Source organism: Paenibacillus sp. FSL M8-0334 (assembly GCF_038000405.1).
GTDB classification, from domain to species: Bacteria; Bacillota; Bacilli; order Paenibacillales; family Paenibacillaceae; genus Paenibacillus_AQ; species Paenibacillus_AQ campinasensis.
The window spans coordinates 1,541,635-1,562,697 of sequence record NZ_JBBOCH010000001.1 but is presented as its reverse complement, the minus strand read 5'-3'; the positions used below and the strand labels follow the sequence as shown (position 1 = coordinate 1,562,697).

The following is a 21,063-nucleotide window of genomic DNA, read 5'->3' as shown; positions in this document are numbered from 1 at the left end:
TATCTGCCTTCGGCGAGGTGGTGACTGCATCACGCTGCATCTGCACGACATGCTCGGAATCGGGGTGTTTCCGAGGCCCCGGCAATTTTGATTGGGATCGTGCCATGAATGTTGGTTTTGTGAGCTACTGCGCGGCAGGAGGGGCCCCTATAATGAGGTTGTAGATCGATTTAACGGGAGGAACCGCATGAAAAATTTACGAAAAACGTGGCCGTTTCACCTCATGCTGCTGCCGGCGCTGATCTGCCTGGCGCTGTTCAGTTACCTGCCGATGACGGGGATCATTATGGCATTTCAGGATTACAAGCCATGGGAGGGCATTCAGGGCTCAGCCTGGGTGGGGTTGGACAACTTCCGCTATCTGTTTGAGAGGGAGGACAGCCTCCAGGTGATCTGGAACACCCTGGTTATCGCGGTCCTCAAAATTGTGTTTAATCTTCTCGTACCGTTCAGCTTTGCGATTCTGCTCAATGAAATAAGAAAGCGGGCTCTGCAGCGGACGATTCAGACGATGGTGTATTTGCCGCATTTTCTGTCCTGGGTCATTCTGGGCGGAATTCTGATCGAAATGCTGGCCGTGGACGGATTTGTGAATCGGGTGCTTGCCTCAGTGGGCGTTCAGCCGATCTTCTTCCTGGGGGATAACGACTGGTTCCGGTTTACGGTCATTGTATCGGATGTATGGAAGGAATTCGGGTACAACACGATTGTGTTTCTGGCCGCGCTCGCCGGGGTGAATCCGACGCTGTATGAGGCGGCCGAAATCGACGGTGCTGGCAGGTGGAAACAGACGCTGCACATCACGATGCCGTCGCTGCTCCCGATTACGGTCGTTGTCGGCACGCTGGCGCTGGGCAACATCTTAAACGCCGGGTTTGATCAGATTTTTAACCTGTATAATCCGCTTGTGTATGAAAAAGGAGACATTATCGACACGTTTGTCTATCGTACAGCTATCTTGAACGGGGAGATGGGATTCGGAACAGCCATCGGATTGTTCAAATCTGTAATCAGCATGATCCTGATTCTGATTTCTTACCGGATGGCTTACAAATGGGCAGGCTACCGTATATTCTAGTCCGCTGAGAGGAGGGTCCGCAGGTGTATCACAAAACGATACCCTATCGCATCTTTAACGTGTTCAATATCGGTTTGCTGGTCTTATTGGCCGTGCTCTGCATCATTCCGCTGATTCATGTGCTGGCCATTTCATTCAGTTCCAAAGCGGCAGCGGATGCTGGCCTCATCGGATTGTGGCCGGTTGATTTCTCGCTTGAAGCTTATAAGAAAACGATGAACAACCCGGCCTTCTTGCGCTCCATCTGGATATCGGTGGCCCGAACCGTGCTTGGAACCGCGCTTACGCTGGCCATAACTTTCCTGGCGGCGTACCCGCTGTCCAAAGAACGGCGCGTGTTCGCCAGCCGCAGTGTGTACTCCTGGCTGTTTGTGTTCAGCATGGTGTTTAATGGGGGGCTGGTCCCTTTCTATATCGTGATCCAGAAGCTGGGGCTGATCAATTCGTTCTGGGTGCTTGTACTGCCAGGTGCGGTGAATACGTTTCTGGTGATCCTGATGCTGAACTTTTTCAGAGGGATTCCGAAGGAGCTGGAGGAGGCGGCATATATTGACGGAGCGGGGCATTTCAAGACGCTGTTTCGCATCTATTTGCCGGTGTCGCTCCCCTCGATCGCCACAATTGCGCTGTTCAGCATGGTGTTTCACTGGAATTCCTGGTTTGACGGGCTGCTGTATTTAAACAATTCCCGCGACTTTCCGCTGGCGACTTTCCTGCAGACGGTGATCATCCAGCAGGATATGAGCACGATGAGCATGAGCCCGAAAGAGATGGAGCTGCTGTCGCAAACAACGGTCAATGCGGCACAGATCTTTATCGGGGCAGCACCGATTTTGCTTGTGTATCCTTTTTTGCAGCGATTTTTTGTGAAAGGGATGACGCTCGGATCTGTGAAAGAATAAGGCTCAGCTTCATGCCGGGGATGCAAAGGCGGGAGGCGCGTCCCACGGGTTACTTTTATTGGGAAAACAGCCTGTTTGTTAACATAATGCCATGTAGATCTGCATGGACGGCGCTTACAATACAATTACCGGCCGGAAAATTGTATTCATTCAGGAGGTAGGGTAATGGTAATCAGGCTGCAGAAAGGGGTATGGCTTAAGATGGTGTTATGTTTGGGTATGCTGGCCTCATCCTTCGGGTTCATGGATGGTGAACGGCTGAACGCAGCGGATGCATTTGTGAAGGGCGCGGACATCAGCTGGGTAGCCGGAATGGAAGCCCAGGGCTACAGCTGGCGGGACAAGAACGGGGTTAGGCGGGATATTCTGGACATTCTGAGACAGGACTATCAGATCAACGCAGCCCGCATTCGGGTCTGGGTGAATCCGAACATGAACGACTATATGAACGGATACATGAATGCAGAACAGGCGGCGCGGCTTGCCCGCCGGGCTCAGGATAAAGGCATGAGAATCATGCTCACTCTGCATTACAGCGACTCCTGGGCGGACCCGGGACAGCAGAACAAACCGTACGCCTGGCGCAGCTTTAATTTTCAGCAGCTGATGGATGCGGTTTACGCCCACACCGTGTATGTCATGAATACGATGCAGCAGCATGGCGTGACTCCGGCGTGGGTGCAGATCGGAAATGAAACGAATGACGGCATGCTCTGGGAGGATGGAAGAGCTTCGAGAAATATGAGAAATTATGCCTGGCTGGTTAATACGGGGCACAATGCGGTGAAAGCTGTAAACCCGGAAACACGGACCATTGTCCATCTGTCCAACGGCTATGATCGCGAATTGTATCACTGGAATATCGGCGGACTGATCAATCACGGAGCCCATTTCGATCTGATCGGAATGTCCTTGTATCCGGAAGCTGGGGACTGGGCAACCAAGGTGGATCAGACGATTGCCAACGCGAAGGAACTGGCTTCGAATTATGGCAGAAGCATCATGATAACCGAGATCGGGATGGATTACGATCAGGCTGCTGCCGCAAAAAGCTTCATCAGCAGCATCAAAACCAAGGTTCGCGAATTACCCGGAGGCACGGGGCTGGGTGTGTTCTATTGGGAGCCGCAAGCCGTGCCCGGGTATAATGGAGGATATAACAAAGGGGCCTGGCAATCTGACGGCAGACCCACAATGGCGCTGGAGGGATTCAGGGATTAATCGAATCACGGGTCGCAGCTAAAGCGCTCACAATGGATGCGATACCGCTTCAGCCCTATCCCCCAGCTTATTCAGCAGAGTCAGCAGCTCTGACTTCTCCGCTTCATTTAATCCGCTGAGCGCTGTATGGATCTGTTCCGTATAATGAGGGAACAATTGATCCATCAGCGCTCTTCCTGCTTTGGTCAGGTCGGCAAAGATCACTCTCCGGTCATCACGGCATGGCCTGCGCCGTACATACCCTTTAGCTTCAAGCTTATCCACCACATAGGTTACGTTGCCGCTCTGCAGCAGCAGCTGTGCTCCGACCTGCTGGATGGGCTGTGGACCCTGGCTGTACAGAACCTCCATCACCGCAAAGGCTGTCGGATTCAGACCGTCAATTCTAGCTCCGTTTGCCACATGTGTGCTGACACTTTTGAATGATTTGGCAAACACCCGATACAGGTGTAAAGAAAACTGCGTCTCTCTTTCATGTGACACACTCATGCGTTCTCCCGCCTTTTTTCCGGACTTATCGCCCTGAATGATAATTTACTTTAACCTTACGACAGAAGGGCCGGGCGGCAACATGTGATTTGTCACATTCAGCGGACGAATTTACGAAAATCCTGAAAATTAAAAACCGGGGCTTCTATATGACCTGCAAGCGTACCAACGGGTGTCCATAATGCAACCATTCGGCACAGCGAACGTAAATAAGAAGAAGCATCACTCTCACAATCGATCATCCGGGAGGTTTCTATATATGCATGATGGACTTGCAGCAAGCATGTCTGCTGAAACGGTTCTGAAGGTACATATCGATGAGGCTGGCTATGAGCCTGGCAAGCCTCGCATCCATCATATTTCTTTTGATGTCGTTCGCGGTCAGCTGCTGGGGCTGATCGGGCCTAACGGGGCCGGGAAGAGCACCACGATCAAGGCGCTTCTGGGCCTGCTGAAAAACTGCAAGGCCGAGGTCAGCATCGCAGGCGACCCGCCAAGATACGCTTATGTCCCTGAGCATCCGGTCTTCTACGAGGATTTAACGTTATGGGAGCATCTTGATTTGGCTGCCGCTGCATTTGGCATGGGCGATCAGGATTTTGAGGAGCAGGCGACAGCCCTTCTGCGGCAATTCGATATGGAGAAGGTGAAGCATGACCTTCCGAACGGGTTCTCCAAAGGCATGAGGCAGAAGATGATGCTGATGATCGGTTTTTTGGCCAAGCCCGATGTCTATATCGTGGACGAGCCGTTTATCGGGCTCGACCCGAGAGCGACCCGGGATTTTCTGCGCCTGCTGGATGATGAACGCCGCCGGGGCGCAGGGGTGCTGATGTCCACCCATGTGCTGGACACAGCGGAGAAAATATGCGATTCCTTCATCCTCATATCAGGCGGTCAGATTGCATCCCGTGGATCACTGGAGCACATCCGTGAGGCAGCCGGCCTGCCGCAGGGATCATTGTTTGACTGCTTCGATGTGCTGACATGACGGACGGGGGGAGAAGCGTATGACTACGAACAAGAGGATTGCCAGCCCGAACGCGATCTTCCGGCGCCGGCTTGTATCCCACTGGTCTTACCAGCGCTCCAATATCGGCGCTGTTGTGGATTGGGTCATCATGCTGTACATACTCATTCCCGGGCTGCTGCTCGGGATCAGGCTTTATCGTGACTTTCTGACGAGGCCTCTTCCTGCTTGGATAGAGCTTATTCCGTTCCAGGGGGCGGCAGCGGTCCTGCTGCTGCTGTTCTCCGGACGGCTGCTGCTGTTTATGGAAGAAGCTGATGTCCTGTTTCTGCGTCAACACCCTGCATGGATGAAAGGCTTGATGATTCGGGGGATCATCTACAGCCAGCTGGTGTCCACTTTAAGGGGAATGCTGCTGACGGCGCTTATTCTTCCCGTATTGATGGCAGCCTACGGACTGAGCATCGGGACGTTGATTTCTTTGCTGGCGCTTGCGGCCGTCTGTTCCTGGTGCACCAATGTTGCGTTCCGGATGATTGCCGTCAGCTATAAGGGCTGGAGGCACCGCCTGTGGGCTGGCATCACCCGGATCGTCTCGCTGTGGGGATATATTCTGGTCGCGACGTGGGGCAGCGACCGGCCAGGGCTGATGTGGGGGGCGATTGCGATATTGGTGCCCGTTCTGCTCCTGCTCGTCCGGATGCGGGTAAGGCTTCGCGCCACCTTCCTGACGGATGTCCGTGAAGATGCCAAGGTGCGGGTGCAGCTGACCGAAAAGCTGCTGACCCAGGCGGTCGGAAAACCGCCGAGTATACGCAGCAAGCCATGGCTGTTCCGAAAGTCAGGCAGACTGTATAGCAGAGGCGCGGATAAGCGGCTGGCCAGTGCAGGGATCAAGGCTTTGCTGCGAAATCCGGAAAGTCTGCTCATGTATATTCAGATTACGGCGCTTGGCATTCCGGCTATCTGGCTGCCTCCGCCTATCATTAAGCTAATCGTGCTTGCTGCCCTGCTGCTGATGATGTCGTATTGGCTGAATACGAGCTGGGCGCGTTTTGCCAAATCGGACTTCGTGGCGGTGCTGCCATTCAGCAATGACCAGTTCCGGAGCGCTGGCAAACTGGCAGCAGGCACTCTCCTGGCAATTCCTGCTGCAGTGTATGGGGTTACAGCGGGCATGACGATGTTCTCTCCGCTTCTGGGACTGCTGGCTGGACTTGTTCTTGCCGCCTTGTCGGTGTGGGTCGTTCCGAGTCTGACCGCTTGGCCGCTGTATAAGGAGGAGCGGGGAATCCAATCAGTAAACAAAAGGGCAGCCGAAGCTAATGATTAGCGTTCGGCTGCCCTGAAGCGGCTTGACCTGCTGTATCAGCGACTGCCCACCGCCGCTTCAGCCGCGAATTTGCCGGCGGTGTAGCCGGTGGAGAATGCAGCTGTAATGTTATAACCACCGGTGTACCCGTGAATATCCATAATCTCCCCACAGAAGAATAGTCCCGGCATCAGCTTGGATTCCATCGTTCTCGGCTGGATCTCTTTCAAGCTGACCCCGCCGCCAGTCACAAAAGCTTCCTTTAAAGAGCGCGTGCCCGAGGCGCGAAACATTAATTTTTTTACCGTGGCAGCCAGTGTGGTTATTGAGGCTTTGGACACGTGGCTGCATACGAGCTCCGCATCGACGGAGGCTTTGGACAGGATCAGGGGGATCAAGCGCTCCGGAAGCCATCCTTTCAGCATGTTTTTAAGGCTCTTTCTCGGCTCTTCTTCCAGACGCTCTCTGAGCTCTGTCTCTACCTCGGCCTGCGATTGTTCAGGGAACAAGTCGATGGCCATATCGACATTCACCGTATCAAATTTCCGCTGGACCTGGCGTATGAACTGGCTGCAGCGCAGGGCGATGGGGCCCGATACGCCAAAATGCGTAAACAGCATATCCCCTTGATGGGCGATCACCTTTTTTCCTTTCGGGTTCCATACCGACAGTTCAACATTGCGCAAGGACAGCCCTTGAAGCTCCTTCGAAGCAATCCAAGGCTCTGTGGATACGATCGGGACCTCTGTTGGGTACAGCTCGGTAATGGTATGCCCGGCCGCTTGCGCCCACGGATAACCGTCACCGGTAGAGCCGGTCTGCGGAACGGATTGTCCGCCTGTGGCGACAATGACGCACGCGGAGGACAGCACTTCGCCGGATTTCAGCTCAATTCCTGCCGCGCGGCCATGCTCATACAGCACCCGGTTGACCGGGCTGAGGGTGCGAATGGCGGTTCCGAGCTCTTTCACTTTGCCGATCAGGGCGTTCACGACGCTTGAAGCCTTGTCGGTCACCGGAAACATTCTTCCGTTGTCTTCCTCCTTGAGCGGAATGCCGAGTCCTTCGAAGAAGACCATGATGTCCCGGTTATTCCAGTTCTGAAAAGCGCTATATAAAAATCTTCCGTTGCCCGGAATATTCGCAATCAGCTCATCCTCGTTCTTGGCGTTGGTGACGTTGCATCTTCCGCCGCCTGAAATGCCGAGCTTTCTCCCCAGCTTGTCCCCTTTATCTACAAGAAGCACAGAAGCGCCTCTTTCCGCCGCAGCGACACAGGCCATCAGCCCGGAGGGACCGCCGCCGACAACAATTACATCATAATCAGGCATGTTTGATAGTAGCTCCTTTAAGGGTATATATGTTCATCTATTGTAACTCTATTATATCCACATGCGTATAACATTCCTACCTTCGGACAAGGATGGCCCACGACAGCGTTTCGATATACTTGCCTACACCTCTGGAACATATTGTATTCTCATGTCGCCTGTGTTTTAATCAAAAATAACTGAGGGCATTGACCAATTGAGGTGATGACGCATTGTGCTAGGTCTGTTGAAAGATATTATGCTGCAAGTTCTGCTATCCGCCATTTTGATCTTTCAGGTCCCGCTCCTCCTAGACAGACAATGGAAAAGTCTGAACAGGCATAAAGAGAAGGATATGGATTTCTTCCGTTATCGCAAGCATTTTGTCATCACATGCGGAGTCAGCATGCTGCTATGCATTCTGATTTCCTCGATGAATGAGTTTTACGTGCCTCTGAATTTGGGGATCGTTCCTTTGTTTATCGGTATTTTATACGGCAGCAGAAGGGATGGAATTGTGCTTGCTGCCACCTATATTATGCTTCTGGCATGGATCGGCGAATTCTCGTACATTCTGATCCCGCTGCTTGCGGTCTGGATCGCTTATCCCTTCCTCCCATGGTACTCAGCACATTTCAGCAAAGGCTCCAAGATGGAGAAGGTCGGCTGGTTATGGAGCGGACTCATACCGGCCATGCTGATTATTATTGCTTCCCGTGTGATGGATGGCAAGATCAACAACTATCATCTGGACCCCGATGAGCTGCTGGTTATGATTCTTTATGTTTTGACCGGTATTTTTCTCGCCGGATTTATCGTGTATGGGATTGAGACTACGCAAGAACGGCTGATATACACCCGTTATTATACGATGCAGCAATCGCGCGATGGACTGCAAAAATTATTGGAGATGGTGCCGCTGGGGATGGTTACGGTGGATCGCCAGGGTGGCGTCATTGCGTCCAACCAGCTGTTCATGGCTAACCTGAAGTCGATCTTCCCGCATCTGACATCCCGTGATCTTGCAGCGGAGCCGCTGATTGACGTGCTGGAGCAAACGCATGAAAAAGAATACATACATTCCAAATTTCATAACGCTCTCCTCGGGGAAGAAACGAATGGAGAGATCGTTCGCTGCGGCTCCAGAGTATATTCCGTCAGTGTGTTCCCGCTTCGCCGATTATATCAGGAGGAGGTCACCGAAGTGGTTGGCATCCTTCACGACATGACGGAGCTCGAACGCATGCGGACAGAGTTCAGCAATGCCGAGCGGCTCAGCCTGGTCGGGCAGATGGCGGCCAGCATCACGCATGAAATCCGCAATCCGATGGCCGTTGTCCGCGGTTTCCTGCAGCTGATGAAGGAGAAGAGTCCGGATGAGCTGGATCATTATTACCGGATCGTCATGGAGGAGCTTGACCGGGCCAACGGCATCATTAACGACTTTCTGTCCCTGGCCCAGAACCGTGATCAGGAGAAAGAGGATTGTCATCTCCATGACATTATTCAAGAGCTTAGCCCGCTGCTGTGGGCCGATGCGAACTTGCGCGGACAGAGCATTGAGCTGAAGCTGGCGACAGCGGTGCCAAACATGCAGCTCAATCCGAAGGAAATCAAGCAGCTGATCTTGAATCTGTGCCGCAACGGCATGGAAGCGATGAAGGAAAAAGGTGTGCTCACGATTGAAACGAAGCGTTCCGAGGATGACGTGGAACTGTACATTATCGATACGGGAATCGGCATCCCGGAAGAAGAGCGCGGGCGATTGTTTGAGCCCTTCTTCACGACCAAGAGCAAAGGGACCGGTCTCGGTCTGGCACTATGCCTTAGCATTGTACAGCGGCATAACGGCACGATTGCCGTAGATTCGGAGGAAGGGAAGGGGACGGTCTTCAAGATCAGACTGCCGCTTCGCGCCTATGCCCAGTCTGTTCTTCCGTCTGCAAGTGCTGCATCGGCTGCTTCCGCCGAATAAGCTGCTTCTGGAGAAGACATAATATAGTGGAGTTTTACTTGAAAAGGAGGCCACTATCGGATGAGCAAAAACGATTCCAAGCAGCAGGAGCAGCAAAAGCGGGACAATACACAGCGTCGCGGCGAACCGATCGCCGACAAGAAGAAGGACGGCGTGAACTATCCGGCTACCTAGACTCCGGGATGACGGGCGAGCGGTATTGCGACGGAGCAGATACCGCTCGCTTTTTTATAATGTCGATGGAGGCGGGCAGCCGGGTCTATTCCGTAGGCCAAGGGGCACTAGAGTCCTCCTTGTTTTCGGCTTTATGAAACATTCATCATGGCCCCAAGTACGCATTGCCAGGCCTGCCCCGGTCAAAAGGCGCTCCTTCCCGGCTTGTTATTCCTTGCTTTCATATTGTGTGATTGTATAATATAGATAGCGAACAGCTGTTATACATTGAACAATCTTGTTTATATAAGGAGTGAAAGCAGTTATGGGTATGTCTTTTGATCGATATATGCGCGATATGGTTCAACCGATGAGGGATGAACTGACCCGTCTGGGGATCCAGGAGCTGACCACACCTGAAGAGGTGGAACAATCGCTTCCGAATGCTAAAGGCACGGCGCTTGTCGTGGTCAATTCCGTATGCGGATGTGCAGCAGGTCAAGCGCGTCCGGGAGTCGCTCTTGCGCTGGAGAGCACGGTGAAGCCGGATCACCTATATACCGTATTTGCCGGACAGGACAAGGAAGCAACGGCGAAAGCCCGTGAATATTTCGCTCCATATCCGCCATCTTCTCCTTCAATTGCGCTTTTGAAGGATGGGGAGCTGGTACATTTTATCGAGCGCCATCAGGTTGAGAACCGCTCGGCAGAAGAGATTGCGGCGGATCTTGTGGACGCGTTCGAGCGTTATTGCCAGTAATTCGGCAGCATTTTGCAAGGCCCCGATGCATTCGGCATATCCGATGCCTGCGGGGCTTTCTCATTTATTCTCGAAGGGAGTCGTGAGGGATGAGCCTACAAGAACAAATCATCGCTGAGCTGGGTGTCAAGCCCGCTATTAACGTGGAGGAAGAGGTCCGCAAGCGGGTAGATTTTCTGAAATCTTATGTGAAGAATGCCGGAGCATCCGGTCTGCTGATCGCGATCAGCGGCGGGATCGATAGCGCGGTTACAGCGGGTCTGTGCAAGCGTGCAACGGACGAGCTTACTCAGGAGGGCAATCAGGAGTACAAGACGCTTGGCGTATTCCAGCCGTATGGCGAACAGGCCGATATTGCAGACAGCTATGCGGTGGCCAAAGCATTCGATCTGAAGTACACCGTGGAGACGAATATCGAGGAAGCGGTGAATGAGATCGCGCTTGAGGTTGAGCATAGTCTCAAGAACATCGGTGTGAATCAGCATATCAGCATCCCTGGCAAAGGCAATGTCAAGGCTCGTGTGCGCATGGTGATGCAGTATGCCTTGGCATTTGAGCAGAATCTGCTCGTTGTCGGTACAGACCATGCCTCCGAAGCGATCACGGGCTTCTATACCAAGTGGGGCGACGGCGCAGTGGACATTACTCCTCTCACATCGCTGAACAAGCGCCAGGTGCGGCAGCTGGCCTCTTATTTGGGCGTGCCTCAATCGATCCTGGACAAAGCCCCTTCGGCAGGGCTCTGGGAAGGGCAGACCGACGAGAAGGAGCTGGGCATCAGCTATGATGACAACAGCGATTATCTTGAAGGCAAAACGATCCGTCCAGAGGTTCAGGAGAAACTGGAGCGCATGTATGTGAAGACGGCTCACAAACGGAACCAGATCCCCGGGATTTAATCCCGATCCGTTACATAAACAGGAACGACAGGCATCTTTTAAGTCTCATTATAGGCTTAAGAGATGCCTTTTTTGCTGCCCAGGCTCGCGTTAAGCGGGCTTGGACTGATACAATAGAGAAGATGTTTTTTATTTTCCCAAACGACATATTGGCATATTGGAGAAGAAGGGGAGTAGATCTCGTGATATACGGAATCGGCCATGACGTCCTGGAAATCGGGCGAATGGAGATTTTGCTGACCGGACCGCACGGTCAAAAATTTATAGAGCGTGTGCTTACCGAGGCGGAGCGGGTGATCGCAGAGAGGAAGGGCGCCAAGCGTACGGAATTCGTGGCCGGGCGCTTCGCGGCAAAGGAAGCGATATCCAAGTCGTTCGGCTGCGGTATCGGCAAGCTGATCGGCTTTCTCGATATGGAAATATTGCCGGATGCCTGCGGTAAACCGGTGGTTACTTTGTCGCCGGATGCATGGGCGAGGCTCGGCTTGGGCTCTCCCCAGGGCTACACGATTCATCTGAGCATCTCCCATCAGCCCGAGCTGGCCTCCGCTTTTGCCGTTGTCGAAAAGAATGTGGGATAGTTCAATGAAGGAGAACCGCTATTAAATATGTACAATACAGAACATAAACGATATTTCAGCCATGAGCTGCTTGACTGGTACGACAGAAACAAACGTGATTTGCCTTGGAGACGCCACCGGGACCCCTACTATATATGGGTGTCGGAGATTATGCTGCAGCAGACCCGGGTGGATACGGTCATTCCATATTTCCAGCGTTTTATTGAGCGCTTCCCGACGATTGAAGCGCTGGCTGATGCCCCCGAGGATGAGGTGCTCAAATGCTGGGAGGGGCTCGGCTATTATTCGCGTGCCCGCAATTTGCAGCAGGCTGCCCGTCAGGTCAAGGAGCAGTATGGCGGCATGATGCCAAGCGGCAAGGATGAGGTGGCCGGCCTCAAAGGAGTTGGTCCGTATACAGCGGGTGCGATCCGCAGCATTGCCTTCAATATTCCGGCCCCTGCGGTCGATGGAAACGTCATGCGGGTACTGTCCCGATACTTTCTGATCGAAGAGGATATTATGAAGGTTCGGACCCGGACGCATATGGAGGAGCTGGTCATGACGCTCATTCCGGAGGGCCGGGCCTCTGATTTCAGTCAGGCGCTGATGGAGCTGGGTGCGCTGGTGTGCACACCGAAGTCGCCTAAATGCCTGACGTGTCCGGTCATGCATCACTGTGCGGCCAGATTCGAGGGGAAGGAAGAACAGCTGCCGATCAAGACGAAGGCGAAGCCGCCAAGACCAGAGTATCGGTTGACGGCGATTGTCGAAGGGAGCGGCCAGCATCAGGGCAAGATCCTGGTCCGCAGGCGTCCTGCAACCGGCCTTCTGGCCGGGATGTGGGAGCTGCCGCATGTGACGGTATCGGCTGATGGCAGCGCGAATCTGGCGTCATTGCCGGAGGAGGCCGCTATGGAACGCCTGACAGGCGCGCTGCGGGAAGAGGGCATTCCTGCCACTGCGGCCAGCTATTTCATGGATGCAGAGCATGTCTTTAGCCATATCCGCTGGCATATGCGGGTGTACCGCTGCCAATATCAGGAGCTGCCCTCCGCTGAAGCTTGGGTAGCCGAGACGGCAGCCGCTTATGAGGCACCAGAAGCGCAATATCAATGGATCGATGCACAGGACATGGAGCGCTATGCGTTTCCTAATGTATTTATCCGCATTTTAGGCGCATATTTTGCATCCTAGACGGACCGAGAGCCAAGGTGCACTCGTCTGTTTGGACTTAGAGGGACATAGGGGGAATAAGCATTGCAGAGCTGGAGGCAGGCACTGCTGTACATTGTCGGGATTGGCATCTCCAATTTGGGAAACTGGATTTATCTGGTTGCGATTAACCTGCTCATATTGCATATGACGGGGTCTCCGGCGGCGGTGGCCGGCTTGTTCATCATTCGTCCGCTGGCCGTACTGCTGACCAACTCATGGGCCGGAAGCCTGATCGACCGGATGAATCAGCGAAGGCTGATGATCATGACCGATGTGATCCGTGGGATACTTATCGCAGTCATCCCTTTCCTGTCGTCGGTATGGGCGATTTATGCGGTGATGTTTCTTGTCAGTGTGGCTGGCGCATTCTTTGGCCCGACTTCGATGACTTACGTAACCAAGTTGATTGCACCCGAAGACCGCAAGCGATTCAATGCCTGGTCCAGCTTTACAACATCGGGAGCCGTGCTGCTCGGACCGAGCATATCCGGCCTGCTTATCGCCTACACGGATATTCGGGTATGTATTTTCATCAATGCGATATCCTTTCTTCTCTGCGCATGGGTGATCCGTCTCCTGCCTGATGTGGATCAGGAGAAGGCTGCCGAGGGCGAGCCGAAGCAGCGGCTGACGCTGCAGGTCTGGCTTCAGGACTGGAGGTCCGTCATCCGGTTCGGTCAGGCGGCGAAGTATTTCGTGACGGTGTATATTTTATTCCAGACGGCGATGCTGCTCGGGTTCGCGCTGGATTCGCAGGAGGCCACCTTTATCAAGCAGGTGCTGCTGCTTGGCGATGAGGGCTACGGCTTGCTGGTGAGCGTGGCGGGTGCAGGCTACTTGGCCGGTTCAGCGGCAGCGTCCTTTTCCGTGAAGCTCTTGTCCCTGCGGATGTTCATCAGTGCGGGCACTTTGCTGTCGAGTCTCGGTTATTTATTGTTCTATGCGTCGTCCGGCCCGATGGTTGCTGCGGCGGGGTTCATTCTGTTCGGATTCTTCTCTTCCTATGCCAATGCGGGCTTTACCACGTTCTTTCAGAATCAGGTGCCGATTGAGCTAATGGGACGCTTTAGCAGTGTAACCCGGCTGGCGGAAGGAATGCTGCAAATTGTGCTGACGCTCTTGCTCGGCTTTGCCGCAGACCTGTGGTCATTGCAGGTGGTTTGTCTGATCGGCGCCGGCGCGGCCGTTGCCGTATCGGTGGCTGTGCTTGTGGCGGTATATGCGCCTTCCAGGGCGCATCATTATGAGCCTCCGGCATCTAACAGAAGTGCGGCAACGTAGCCCCCGGTTGATAGACGGGCGGGTGCAGGATGAATGATGTGTGGTTATGAATATGCATATAAAAACAGGCTGCCAATGTAGAAATCATCTACAGGCAGCCTGTTCTTATATAGACCGTAACTTACTTCGCGTTCTCGTAGCGCTTGCCAACTTCTTCCCAGTTTACAACGTTCCAGAAAGCAGCGATGTAGTCAGGGCGTTTGTTTTGGTATTTCAGGTAGTAAGCATGCTCCCATACGTCCAGACCAAGGAGAGGCGTTTGCCCTTCCATGATTGGGCTGTCCTGGTTAGGCGTGCTGGTGATTGCAAGCTTGCCGTCTTTTACAACCAGCCATGCCCAGCCGCTGCCGAAGCGAGTTGTAGCTGCTTTCGCAAAATCTTCTTTGAATTTGTCGAAGCCGCCAAGCTCGTTGTTGATCGCATCAGCCAGTGCGCCGGTAGGTTGTCCGCCGCCGTTTGGCCCGATGATTTCCCAGAACAGGGAGTGGTTGGCATGTCCGCCACCATTGTTGCGAACCGCAGTGCGGATGCTCTCAGGTACAGCGTCAAGGTTGCCAATCAGCTCTTCCAAGCTTTTGTTTTGCAGTTCAGGAGCGCTTTCCAGAGCTGCGTTCAGGTTCGTTACATAGGTGTTATGGTGGCGATCATGGTGGATCTCCATCGTTTGTGCGTCGATGTGTGGCTCGAGCGCGTCATTTGCGTAAGGAAGCGGTGGTAATTGGAATGCCATAATGAAATACCTCCTGATATTATATAGTTTTTGGTTATGATCAAAGCACTTCCTTCATTATAAAGTGGAGGAAGTCTTTATCATCCGAAGCCAGCCCATATGTAATGTTGACTACACTACATATATTAAACCTTTTGAGGGGATTAAATCAACATTTATGTTTGAAAAGTCCATGAAGAGGGGATGAAGATGTTTTTGAAACTTATTATGGAAATCTGTCGTTATTGTAGTATAGCCCATCCACCCGTAGAAAAATCAGGGATGGTGGGAAGGAAGGAGGAGCATCCTAGTATGCCTATCAACAGTAAAAACTTCAAAGCAGCAGTCATCCTGCTGGCTGCTGCCATGGCCGTCTCTCCGACGGCTAGTGCATCTAACAATGGGACTACAAGTTCGAGGGAGACGGCGCCGGCTGCTAACACGTCCCTTAACTGGAACGTAAAGCTGGGCAACGGGGTAACCGCATCCCTGGAACAAGCGGACGTATGGAATCAGGATAGCGGCAATGTGGCTGTCTTTACTCTCCGCTACAGGAACGGAGGCAAGAGCCCTGCACGACTAGTAACTTATTTTCCTAAGGCGGTACTTCCCGGGGGGGACGTCAAAGCTGCCAATCCGATTACGAAGGATCTGGCGAAGAAGAAGGTCGAGCCGGGCCAGAGCCTGAGTGTGACCTACTATGTAAAAACGGAGCAGGCATCCATTTCCGGGATGAAGCTGGTTATGGACGTGTGGAACCCGAAGGTAAAAGGATACTTGGAGCGCGTCGGGTCTTATAGAATACCGGCTACATACTCGGCTGCGGTTGCTTCCGGGGCAGCCCGGAAGCTCAGTTTAGGGGGAACCCCGGTTACGGTCAAGGCTGAATCGCTGGAGGTGATCAAGTATGACGGCAAGGTATATGCCAAGGTCGGCATGTCGCTGACGAATCACGGAAGCCGCGTCTGGACGGACAATGCACTGAATCCGTATTTGGCGACAGGCAGCGGGAGTGCGTTCCAGCTTCAGCGGGAAGCGGGAACGGAAGGAGTCCCTGTGCAGCCCAAAGAACGGAAAAAGGTTTACTACATAACAGAAATCCCTTCCTACCTTAAAACAACCGATCTTCGTTTTTTGTGGACGGAAACTGACGATACGCTGAAACTGGATCTCCCGGTGGCCTCTTTCAAGCTGCCTAAGGCCATAACGCCCCAGTGGGATGTGCCTGAGGGAGAGGCCAAGGCCTTGACGATATCCGGACAGCCGGTAAGAGCCAGCGTCCGCCAGGCATTGCTGCGGGTTTCAGGCGATCAGGCAATATGGAATATCGAGGTGGCCTTCAAGAACAACGGGAAGAAATCGGTGACGATTCCTGCCTATGATTATGCCATCAAAGCCTCGGAGGGCTCTCTGTATCCTTATGAGGCAGAGGATCGGGGCGCGCTGACCATCAAGCTCAGCCCGGGGGAGGAGCGCGCAATCACACTCGATATGGCGCTGCCGGCTCAATTGGATCAGGAACGGCTGAGACTCCGTATGATCGCACCATCCGGGGAGTACGGGACAATCGGTAAGTCCGCAGATCAGGAATCAGGCAGCCCTGTTGCTCCTACGGAAATGGCTCATATTAACCTGCCTTTGGCCTATTTCAGCATCCCTTATCAAACCGAGCGCAGATCCTCGATCGGCGTGGAGTATCCTCCACAAAGCCCGCAAGGATTCGCCTATACACTGGAATCCATCCAGCGGCTTCCATGGCAGGATACGGATCTTGTGGTGGCGAAGCTTCGTTTGCGTAATCCCCATGAGACGAATTCGATTCTGCTGCCTGAACTGACGGCGGAGGTGATAGCGGATGAAAAGGTCTTGCTGTCGGCTCCAGAAGTGATTGCCGAGGAACAAGGATCACGGATCGCACCAGGAGCTGCGACAGAAGTGTATGTCATGGCAAAGATTCCATATACAAATGATATTCAAACCCTGCGCTTCCGATTGTCTACGCAGCAGGATAGCGCCAAAAGTCCTTTCCTGACATGGACCGCTTCGGGTCACGCCCAATCCGTGGAGCGTCTGGAACAAGGAAAGCCTTATTCAATCAAGACCGCCGGCAAGAGGTCGGAATTGCAGGAGCGGCGAACGATCATCTATGAAGGAACAGACTCGGACATCATTTATTCTGAATTTACCTTGGCCAGCAGTGAGCAGCGCCGGATCCAGGCTCCATTAATGAAAGGGTATTTCCAGGGGACCAGCGGACAGATCTACGAGGCCGAAACGGTACAGCCGGAAACGCCGCTTCAACCCGGAGCCAAGCAGTTGGTTACCTTCTGGGCGAGAGTGCCGAAAGGGGCCGGAAACGATTTGCAGCTGGCTCTGGGTACAGCGATGACGGGGAACAAACTGGCAGAGTCGGGGACAGAAGCAACCGGCATAATGAGCGTGAAGAAGCTGACGCTGAATCCGATTCGACCGGCCACAAGCAGAAGTCTGACTCAGCTGGACTGGTATCCTTACAACATTTCGGTTACGAAATTAGCAGGGTCTCTGCAGGAGGGAAGCCCGACCATTTCGCTGAATCTAACGTTTGATGTTAAACGGACTGACAGCATCACCGCAGCCGATGCCGGGCATAAGCTGATCTTAACGATCAAGGACAGCCTGGGTCAGACACAGGAGCGGGTGCTTACCCCGGGAACCGATATCCAGGTGCCGGGAACCCGGACGGTTTCGCTTGAATTAACGGACGAGCAGTATAAGAGGCTTCGGGGTGGATGGCTTAGCCTGACGTTGTCGGATGAGTTCCAGAATGAACGGATTATTATGGGAAGCCAAACCGTTAACCTGACCTTCTATCCGAATTCGGTGCCGGATTCGGAGTGGTAACGATGAGCAAAGGAAAGGAATCGAGCGAACATGTTACGTTTGGAAAATGTATCGCACAGCTTCAAGAACGGCAGTGAAGTGCTGAAGGTGCTTCACCATATCGAGTTCGAGGTGAAGGAAGGCGAGATGATAGCTTTGCTTGGCAGCTCGGGCTCGGGGAAGTCCACATTGCTTAACTTGATGGCGGGGCTGATGAAGCCGACGGAGGGCCATATTTATATCGCCGGCCAGGATATCGTCAAATTCAGTGAAAACAAGCTCGCCGTCTTTCGGCGCAAGCATATCGGATTTATATTTCAGGCTTATGAACTGATTCCTACGCTGACGATATTGGAAAATGTGGAGCTTCCGCTAGTCTTCCAATCGGTTTCTGGATCAAAACGCCGGAAAAAAGCACTGGAGCTCTTGGAAATGACGGGAATCGCAGACAAGGCCCGCCTTTATCCTTCCCAGCTTTCGGGAGGCCAGCAGCAGCGGGTTAGCATTGCCCGTTCGCTGATTACGGAGCCCTCGGTCATTTTTGCTGACGAGCCAACGGGTAATCTGGACACCCGTACGGAAGAAGAGATTATTCGGATCATGATGAATCTTAACGAATCGATGAATACGACATTTGTCGTCGTCACGCATGAAATGGAAGTTGCCGCCCAGATGAAAAAAACAATCATGCTTCGAGACGGTTATTTGGTCCGTCCGGATGAGAAGCAGCCGATGCTGGCTCATGCTCCATCGCTTCCTGGAGGCGATCTGCAGGCTTCTGCTGATGAATCTGACATGCAAGATGATTCGGAGAGCGCGGAGAAGGCAGGTGACGTCAGCTGAAACTAACAGACAGTATGCGGCTCGCGTGGGGGCAGATCAAGCGCCGTAAAGTCGTTACAGCCTTGTGTATGACAGGTATATCGATTGGCTGCGCGGCGATCATTGTAGCGATCAGCATAGGCAATGCCGCTCAAAGTTATTTGGATAAGGAAATCATAGGCGGTTTGAAATTAGATGAAATAACGGTAACCCCCCAGAGCATGGGAGGAAATAGAGGTGGCGAGGAGCAGGATGGACTGGAGCGGGGACTGCTGACCGAGGACAAGCTTCAAGTCATTGAGGGTTTCCGCCACGTAAAATCTGTCATTCCATCCAAGCAGCTTGGATATCTTCGCTTTGTCTCTTCCGACAATCTGGTCCATGATGGGATCAATGTCATGGCTGTGGATCTGTCGAAACTGAGGGAGCAGGGGAATCAGTTCCAGCAGGGCGGTCCGCTCGATCAGGTAGGTGCCGTTGTGCTTAATTACGGAGCCACAACAGGCTGGAAGGATTCGGAGACAGCCAAAAGATTAATGGAGATGATCAATAGCGACGGCAATAACCCGATGCTGTGGGAAGAATATGAAATGTATGAAAGAAACATCACAGATATGATGGGCAAGAGCCTTCAGCCGGAGCAGATGATTGGGGAGAAGATGGTGCTCGGCCCGCAGCTTTATATCGGAGGCATTCTGGAGGTAGAGAAAGGTCAAAACCCGATGTATGCCATGTATGACCGCCGGGCTTATATCTCCTTTGAAACGGCGGAGTGGTTGAGCGACTATCTAAACCCTGAAGACAACTCTTCCACAAAGCGGCGGACCTTCGATACCTTGACGGTAAAGGTAGATGATCTTCAGAACATCAGGCCGCTTGAAGAGCTGATATCCAAGCTGGCCCTGAATGCCACCGACAATCTGGCGGCGCGGGACCAAATTGCTTCTCAGCTGAATACGTTCAAGGCAATTGCACTGGGTATCGGTATTTTCATTTTGCTGCTGGCCTCAATCTCGATTATTGTGGCTATGACGATGTCCACGCATCAGCGCCGTCGCCAAATCGGTATTATGAAGGTTCTCGGAGCGCATATGGGTCAGATTCGGATCATGTTTATTGTGGAGGCCAGTGTGCTCGGTTTTCTTGGTGGCTTGCTTGGGATCGTCTTCGCTTTTTTGATTATTAACGGGTTGAACTCGTTTATTACGGCATCGGCAGGGATAGCCGGGCTGCAAATTGCCGTGACCCTGGATACATTGCCTATCGGAATCGCATTCGCAGTTATGACGGGAATTCTATCGGGGATTTACCCGGCGATCAGTGCGGCTAGGACCAACGCGCTGCTGGCGATTAAGCGGGATTAGGATATGAGAGACATCGGAAAGGATGCTAAAACGGTATGAAAAAGGTCATTAAATGGTTGGTCATTGTATCGGTGCTGGCTGTGGCCGGCTATTGGATTTATGGGCAGATGAAGCCGGGGGAGCCTGAAGTATTCATGATGGAGGAGCCGCAGGTTATCTCTTTTCCAGTGACCGAAGAGACCGTCGTATCGACTGTACAGGTTAAGGGGGCCTCGGAGTATGGACATGAAACGATGGTGTATGCCCCTTTTGAAGGTACAGTGGAGGCTTGGAACGTCACGAACGGTCAGCAGGTCAAGAAGGGCGATGTCATGTTTAAGCTGGACCAAAAGCCCATCCGCCAGCAACTGCAGCAGAAGGAAGCCGAACGGAAAAAGCGGAAGCTGGAGCAGGAAAAGAGGGAGATGGAGCAGGAATTGAAGGAATTCACCCTCAATCAGGAGCTCGACAACGCGCCGATGGGAGCGACGGAGGCAGAGCGCTTGAAGATGCTGGCTGACCAAGAGAGCGCGCGTCTTAGCGGCGAGCTGGATTCTGTGAACGAGCTGATCGAAGAACAGACGATCACCGATTTGAACGATCGGCTGAAGAAATCGACCTACACATCGCCTACAGCAGGTATTTTTCTGTTCGGCAACTCAGAGCAGCAGCCGCAATCCCTTACAGCGAACCAATATATAGGCAAAATTGTGGATCTGAATTCGCTTCAGTTTGTGGCCTATGCCGGGGAAAATGAGGTGTTCAGCATTAAGCCGGGCATGGAAGTCGAGGTGAAGCATTCGTCTCTGAAAGATATCCGACTGAAGGGGGAGGTGAAGGAGGTAGCCAAATTCGCGGAGACGATCTCCCAGGAGAAACAGACCTCCCAGGCACCTCAGTTCAAGGTCATCATCTCTCTACCTGAAAATGATCGCTTGATCGGCGGACTGACCTTGACCGGGGACATCGTAACCGAGCGCAAGGAGAAGGCTGTTGTTGTTCCGAAGCTGGCGGTACTGACTGAAGGCGAAACCACCTACGTTATGGTGGATAAGGGCGACGGACATATCGAGCGGCAGGATATCCAGACCGGGATGCAGACACTGGACAAGATAGAGGTATTATCCGGGCTACAGCCGGGGGACACGGTTGTCCTACAATAAATCATAACAGTATACCATGCGTCTTTCCGGGCACAC

The 21,063-nt window shown here is 53.0% G+C and carries 18 protein-coding genes; 15 read left to right on the top strand and 3 right to left on the bottom strand.

The genetic code is table 11. From position 1 onward, the window contains the following. The first annotated feature begins 187 nt into the window (after nucleotides 1-187). The 3 genes from MKX64_RS06780 (at nucleotide 188) to MKX64_RS06770 (ending at nucleotide 3,201) form a co-directional block, all read left to right on the top strand. Nucleotides 188-1,078: an ABC transporter permease gene (locus MKX64_RS06780; RefSeq protein ID WP_095265994.1), complete on the top strand. Its 891-nt coding sequence runs from the start codon at nucleotides 188-190 to the stop codon at nucleotides 1,076-1,078. A gap of 23 nt (nucleotides 1,079-1,101) precedes the next feature. Beyond that, nucleotides 1,102-1,980, top strand: a complete 879-nt coding sequence (locus MKX64_RS06775) for a carbohydrate ABC transporter permease (protein ID WP_095265995.1) — start codon at nucleotides 1,102-1,104, stop codon at nucleotides 1,978-1,980. A 165-nt stretch (nucleotides 1,981-2,145) separates the two neighbouring features. Next, nucleotides 2,146-3,201, top strand: coding sequence for a glycoside hydrolase family 53 protein (locus MKX64_RS06770; RefSeq protein WP_445670818.1), 1,056 nt, complete (start codon nucleotides 2,146-2,148; stop codon nucleotides 3,199-3,201). Between the two features lie 27 nt (nucleotides 3,202-3,228). Here the strand turns inward: MKX64_RS06770 and MKX64_RS06765 are convergent, their stop codons facing one another. After that, nucleotides 3,229-3,690: a MarR family winged helix-turn-helix transcriptional regulator gene (locus MKX64_RS06765; protein WP_095265997.1), complete on the bottom strand. Its 462-nt coding sequence runs from the start codon at nucleotides 3,688-3,690 to the stop codon at nucleotides 3,229-3,231. Between the two features lie 259 nt (nucleotides 3,691-3,949). Between MKX64_RS06765 and MKX64_RS06760 the strand changes: the two genes are divergently transcribed. After that, the gene (locus MKX64_RS06760; RefSeq protein WP_341035573.1) at nucleotides 3,950-4,681 is read left to right on the top strand and encodes an ABC transporter ATP-binding protein; all 732 of its coding nucleotides are present in this window, start codon (nucleotides 3,950-3,952) and stop codon (nucleotides 4,679-4,681) included. Nucleotides 4,682-4,700: 19 nt separating this feature from the next. Then, nucleotides 4,701-5,993 carry an ABC transporter permease gene (locus tag MKX64_RS06755; protein ID WP_341035572.1) on the top strand — a complete coding sequence of 431 codons (1,293 nt, stop codon included), beginning with the start codon at nucleotides 4,701-4,703 and terminating at the stop codon, nucleotides 5,991-5,993. 35 nt (nucleotides 5,994-6,028) lie between these two features. Here the strand turns inward: MKX64_RS06755 and MKX64_RS06750 are convergent, their stop codons facing one another. Further along, on the bottom strand, nucleotides 6,029-7,303 hold the full coding sequence (locus MKX64_RS06750) for a BaiN/RdsA family NAD(P)/FAD-dependent oxidoreductase (protein ID WP_095398571.1): 1,275 nt from the start codon (nucleotides 7,301-7,303) through the stop codon (nucleotides 6,029-6,031). Between the two features lie 214 nt (nucleotides 7,304-7,517). Here MKX64_RS06750 and MKX64_RS06745 point away from each other — a divergent pair, with 214 nt between their 5' ends. The 6 genes from MKX64_RS06745 (at nucleotide 7,518) to MKX64_RS06720 (ending at nucleotide 14,128) form a co-directional block, all read left to right on the top strand. Next, the gene (locus MKX64_RS06745; protein ID WP_341035571.1) at nucleotides 7,518-9,257 is read left to right on the top strand and encodes a two-component system sensor histidine kinase NtrB; all 1,740 of its coding nucleotides are present in this window, start codon (nucleotides 7,518-7,520) and stop codon (nucleotides 9,255-9,257) included. A gap of 478 nt (nucleotides 9,258-9,735) precedes the next feature. Continuing rightward, entirely contained in the window at nucleotides 9,736-10,170 is a 435-nt protein-coding gene (locus MKX64_RS06740; RefSeq protein ID WP_095266002.1) for a BrxA/BrxB family bacilliredoxin, read from the top strand. An 89-nt stretch (nucleotides 10,171-10,259) separates the two neighbouring features. Next, nucleotides 10,260-11,069: an ammonia-dependent NAD(+) synthetase gene (gene nadE / locus MKX64_RS06735; RefSeq protein WP_095266003.1), complete on the top strand. Its 810-nt coding sequence runs from the start codon at nucleotides 10,260-10,262 to the stop codon at nucleotides 11,067-11,069. 182 nt (nucleotides 11,070-11,251) lie between these two features. Next, on the top strand, nucleotides 11,252-11,650 hold the full coding sequence (gene acpS, locus MKX64_RS06730; protein WP_095266004.1) for a holo-ACP synthase: 399 nt from the start codon (nucleotides 11,252-11,254) through the stop codon (nucleotides 11,648-11,650). A 27-nt stretch (nucleotides 11,651-11,677) separates the two neighbouring features. Then, nucleotides 11,678-12,826 carry an A/G-specific adenine glycosylase gene (gene mutY / locus MKX64_RS06725; RefSeq protein ID WP_095266005.1) on the top strand — a complete coding sequence of 383 codons (1,149 nt, stop codon included), beginning with the start codon at nucleotides 11,678-11,680 and terminating at the stop codon, nucleotides 12,824-12,826. A 63-nt stretch (nucleotides 12,827-12,889) separates the two neighbouring features. Then, a complete protein-coding gene (locus tag MKX64_RS06720; RefSeq protein ID WP_155618791.1) occupies nucleotides 12,890-14,128 on the top strand; it encodes an MFS transporter in 1,239 nt (412 codons plus the stop codon). A 121-nt stretch (nucleotides 14,129-14,249) separates the two neighbouring features. Here the strand turns inward: MKX64_RS06720 and MKX64_RS06715 are convergent, their stop codons facing one another. Beyond that, nucleotides 14,250-14,858: a superoxide dismutase gene (locus MKX64_RS06715; protein ID WP_095266007.1), complete on the bottom strand. Its 609-nt coding sequence runs from the start codon at nucleotides 14,856-14,858 to the stop codon at nucleotides 14,250-14,252. A gap of 291 nt (nucleotides 14,859-15,149) precedes the next feature. Between MKX64_RS06715 and MKX64_RS06710 the strand changes: the two genes are divergently transcribed. The 4 genes from MKX64_RS06710 (at nucleotide 15,150) to MKX64_RS06695 (ending at nucleotide 21,027) form a co-directional block, all read left to right on the top strand. Continuing rightward, nucleotides 15,150-17,720, top strand: a complete 2,571-nt coding sequence (locus MKX64_RS06710) for a hypothetical protein (protein WP_155618790.1) — start codon at nucleotides 15,150-15,152, stop codon at nucleotides 17,718-17,720. Nucleotides 17,721-17,750: 30 nt separating this feature from the next. Then, complete coding sequence (locus MKX64_RS06705; protein ID WP_230875817.1) at nucleotides 17,751-18,542, top strand: ABC transporter ATP-binding protein; 792 nt, start codon at nucleotides 17,751-17,753, stop codon at nucleotides 18,540-18,542. 68 nt (nucleotides 18,543-18,610) lie between these two features. Continuing rightward, on the top strand, nucleotides 18,611-19,885 hold the full coding sequence (locus tag MKX64_RS06700) for an ABC transporter permease (RefSeq protein ID WP_230875816.1): 1,275 nt from the start codon (nucleotides 18,611-18,613) through the stop codon (nucleotides 19,883-19,885). Between the two features lie 35 nt (nucleotides 19,886-19,920). Then, the gene (locus tag MKX64_RS06695; protein ID WP_155618789.1) at nucleotides 19,921-21,027 is read left to right on the top strand and encodes an efflux RND transporter periplasmic adaptor subunit; all 1,107 of its coding nucleotides are present in this window, start codon (nucleotides 19,921-19,923) and stop codon (nucleotides 21,025-21,027) included. Nucleotides 21,028-21,063 lie beyond the last annotated feature (36 nt).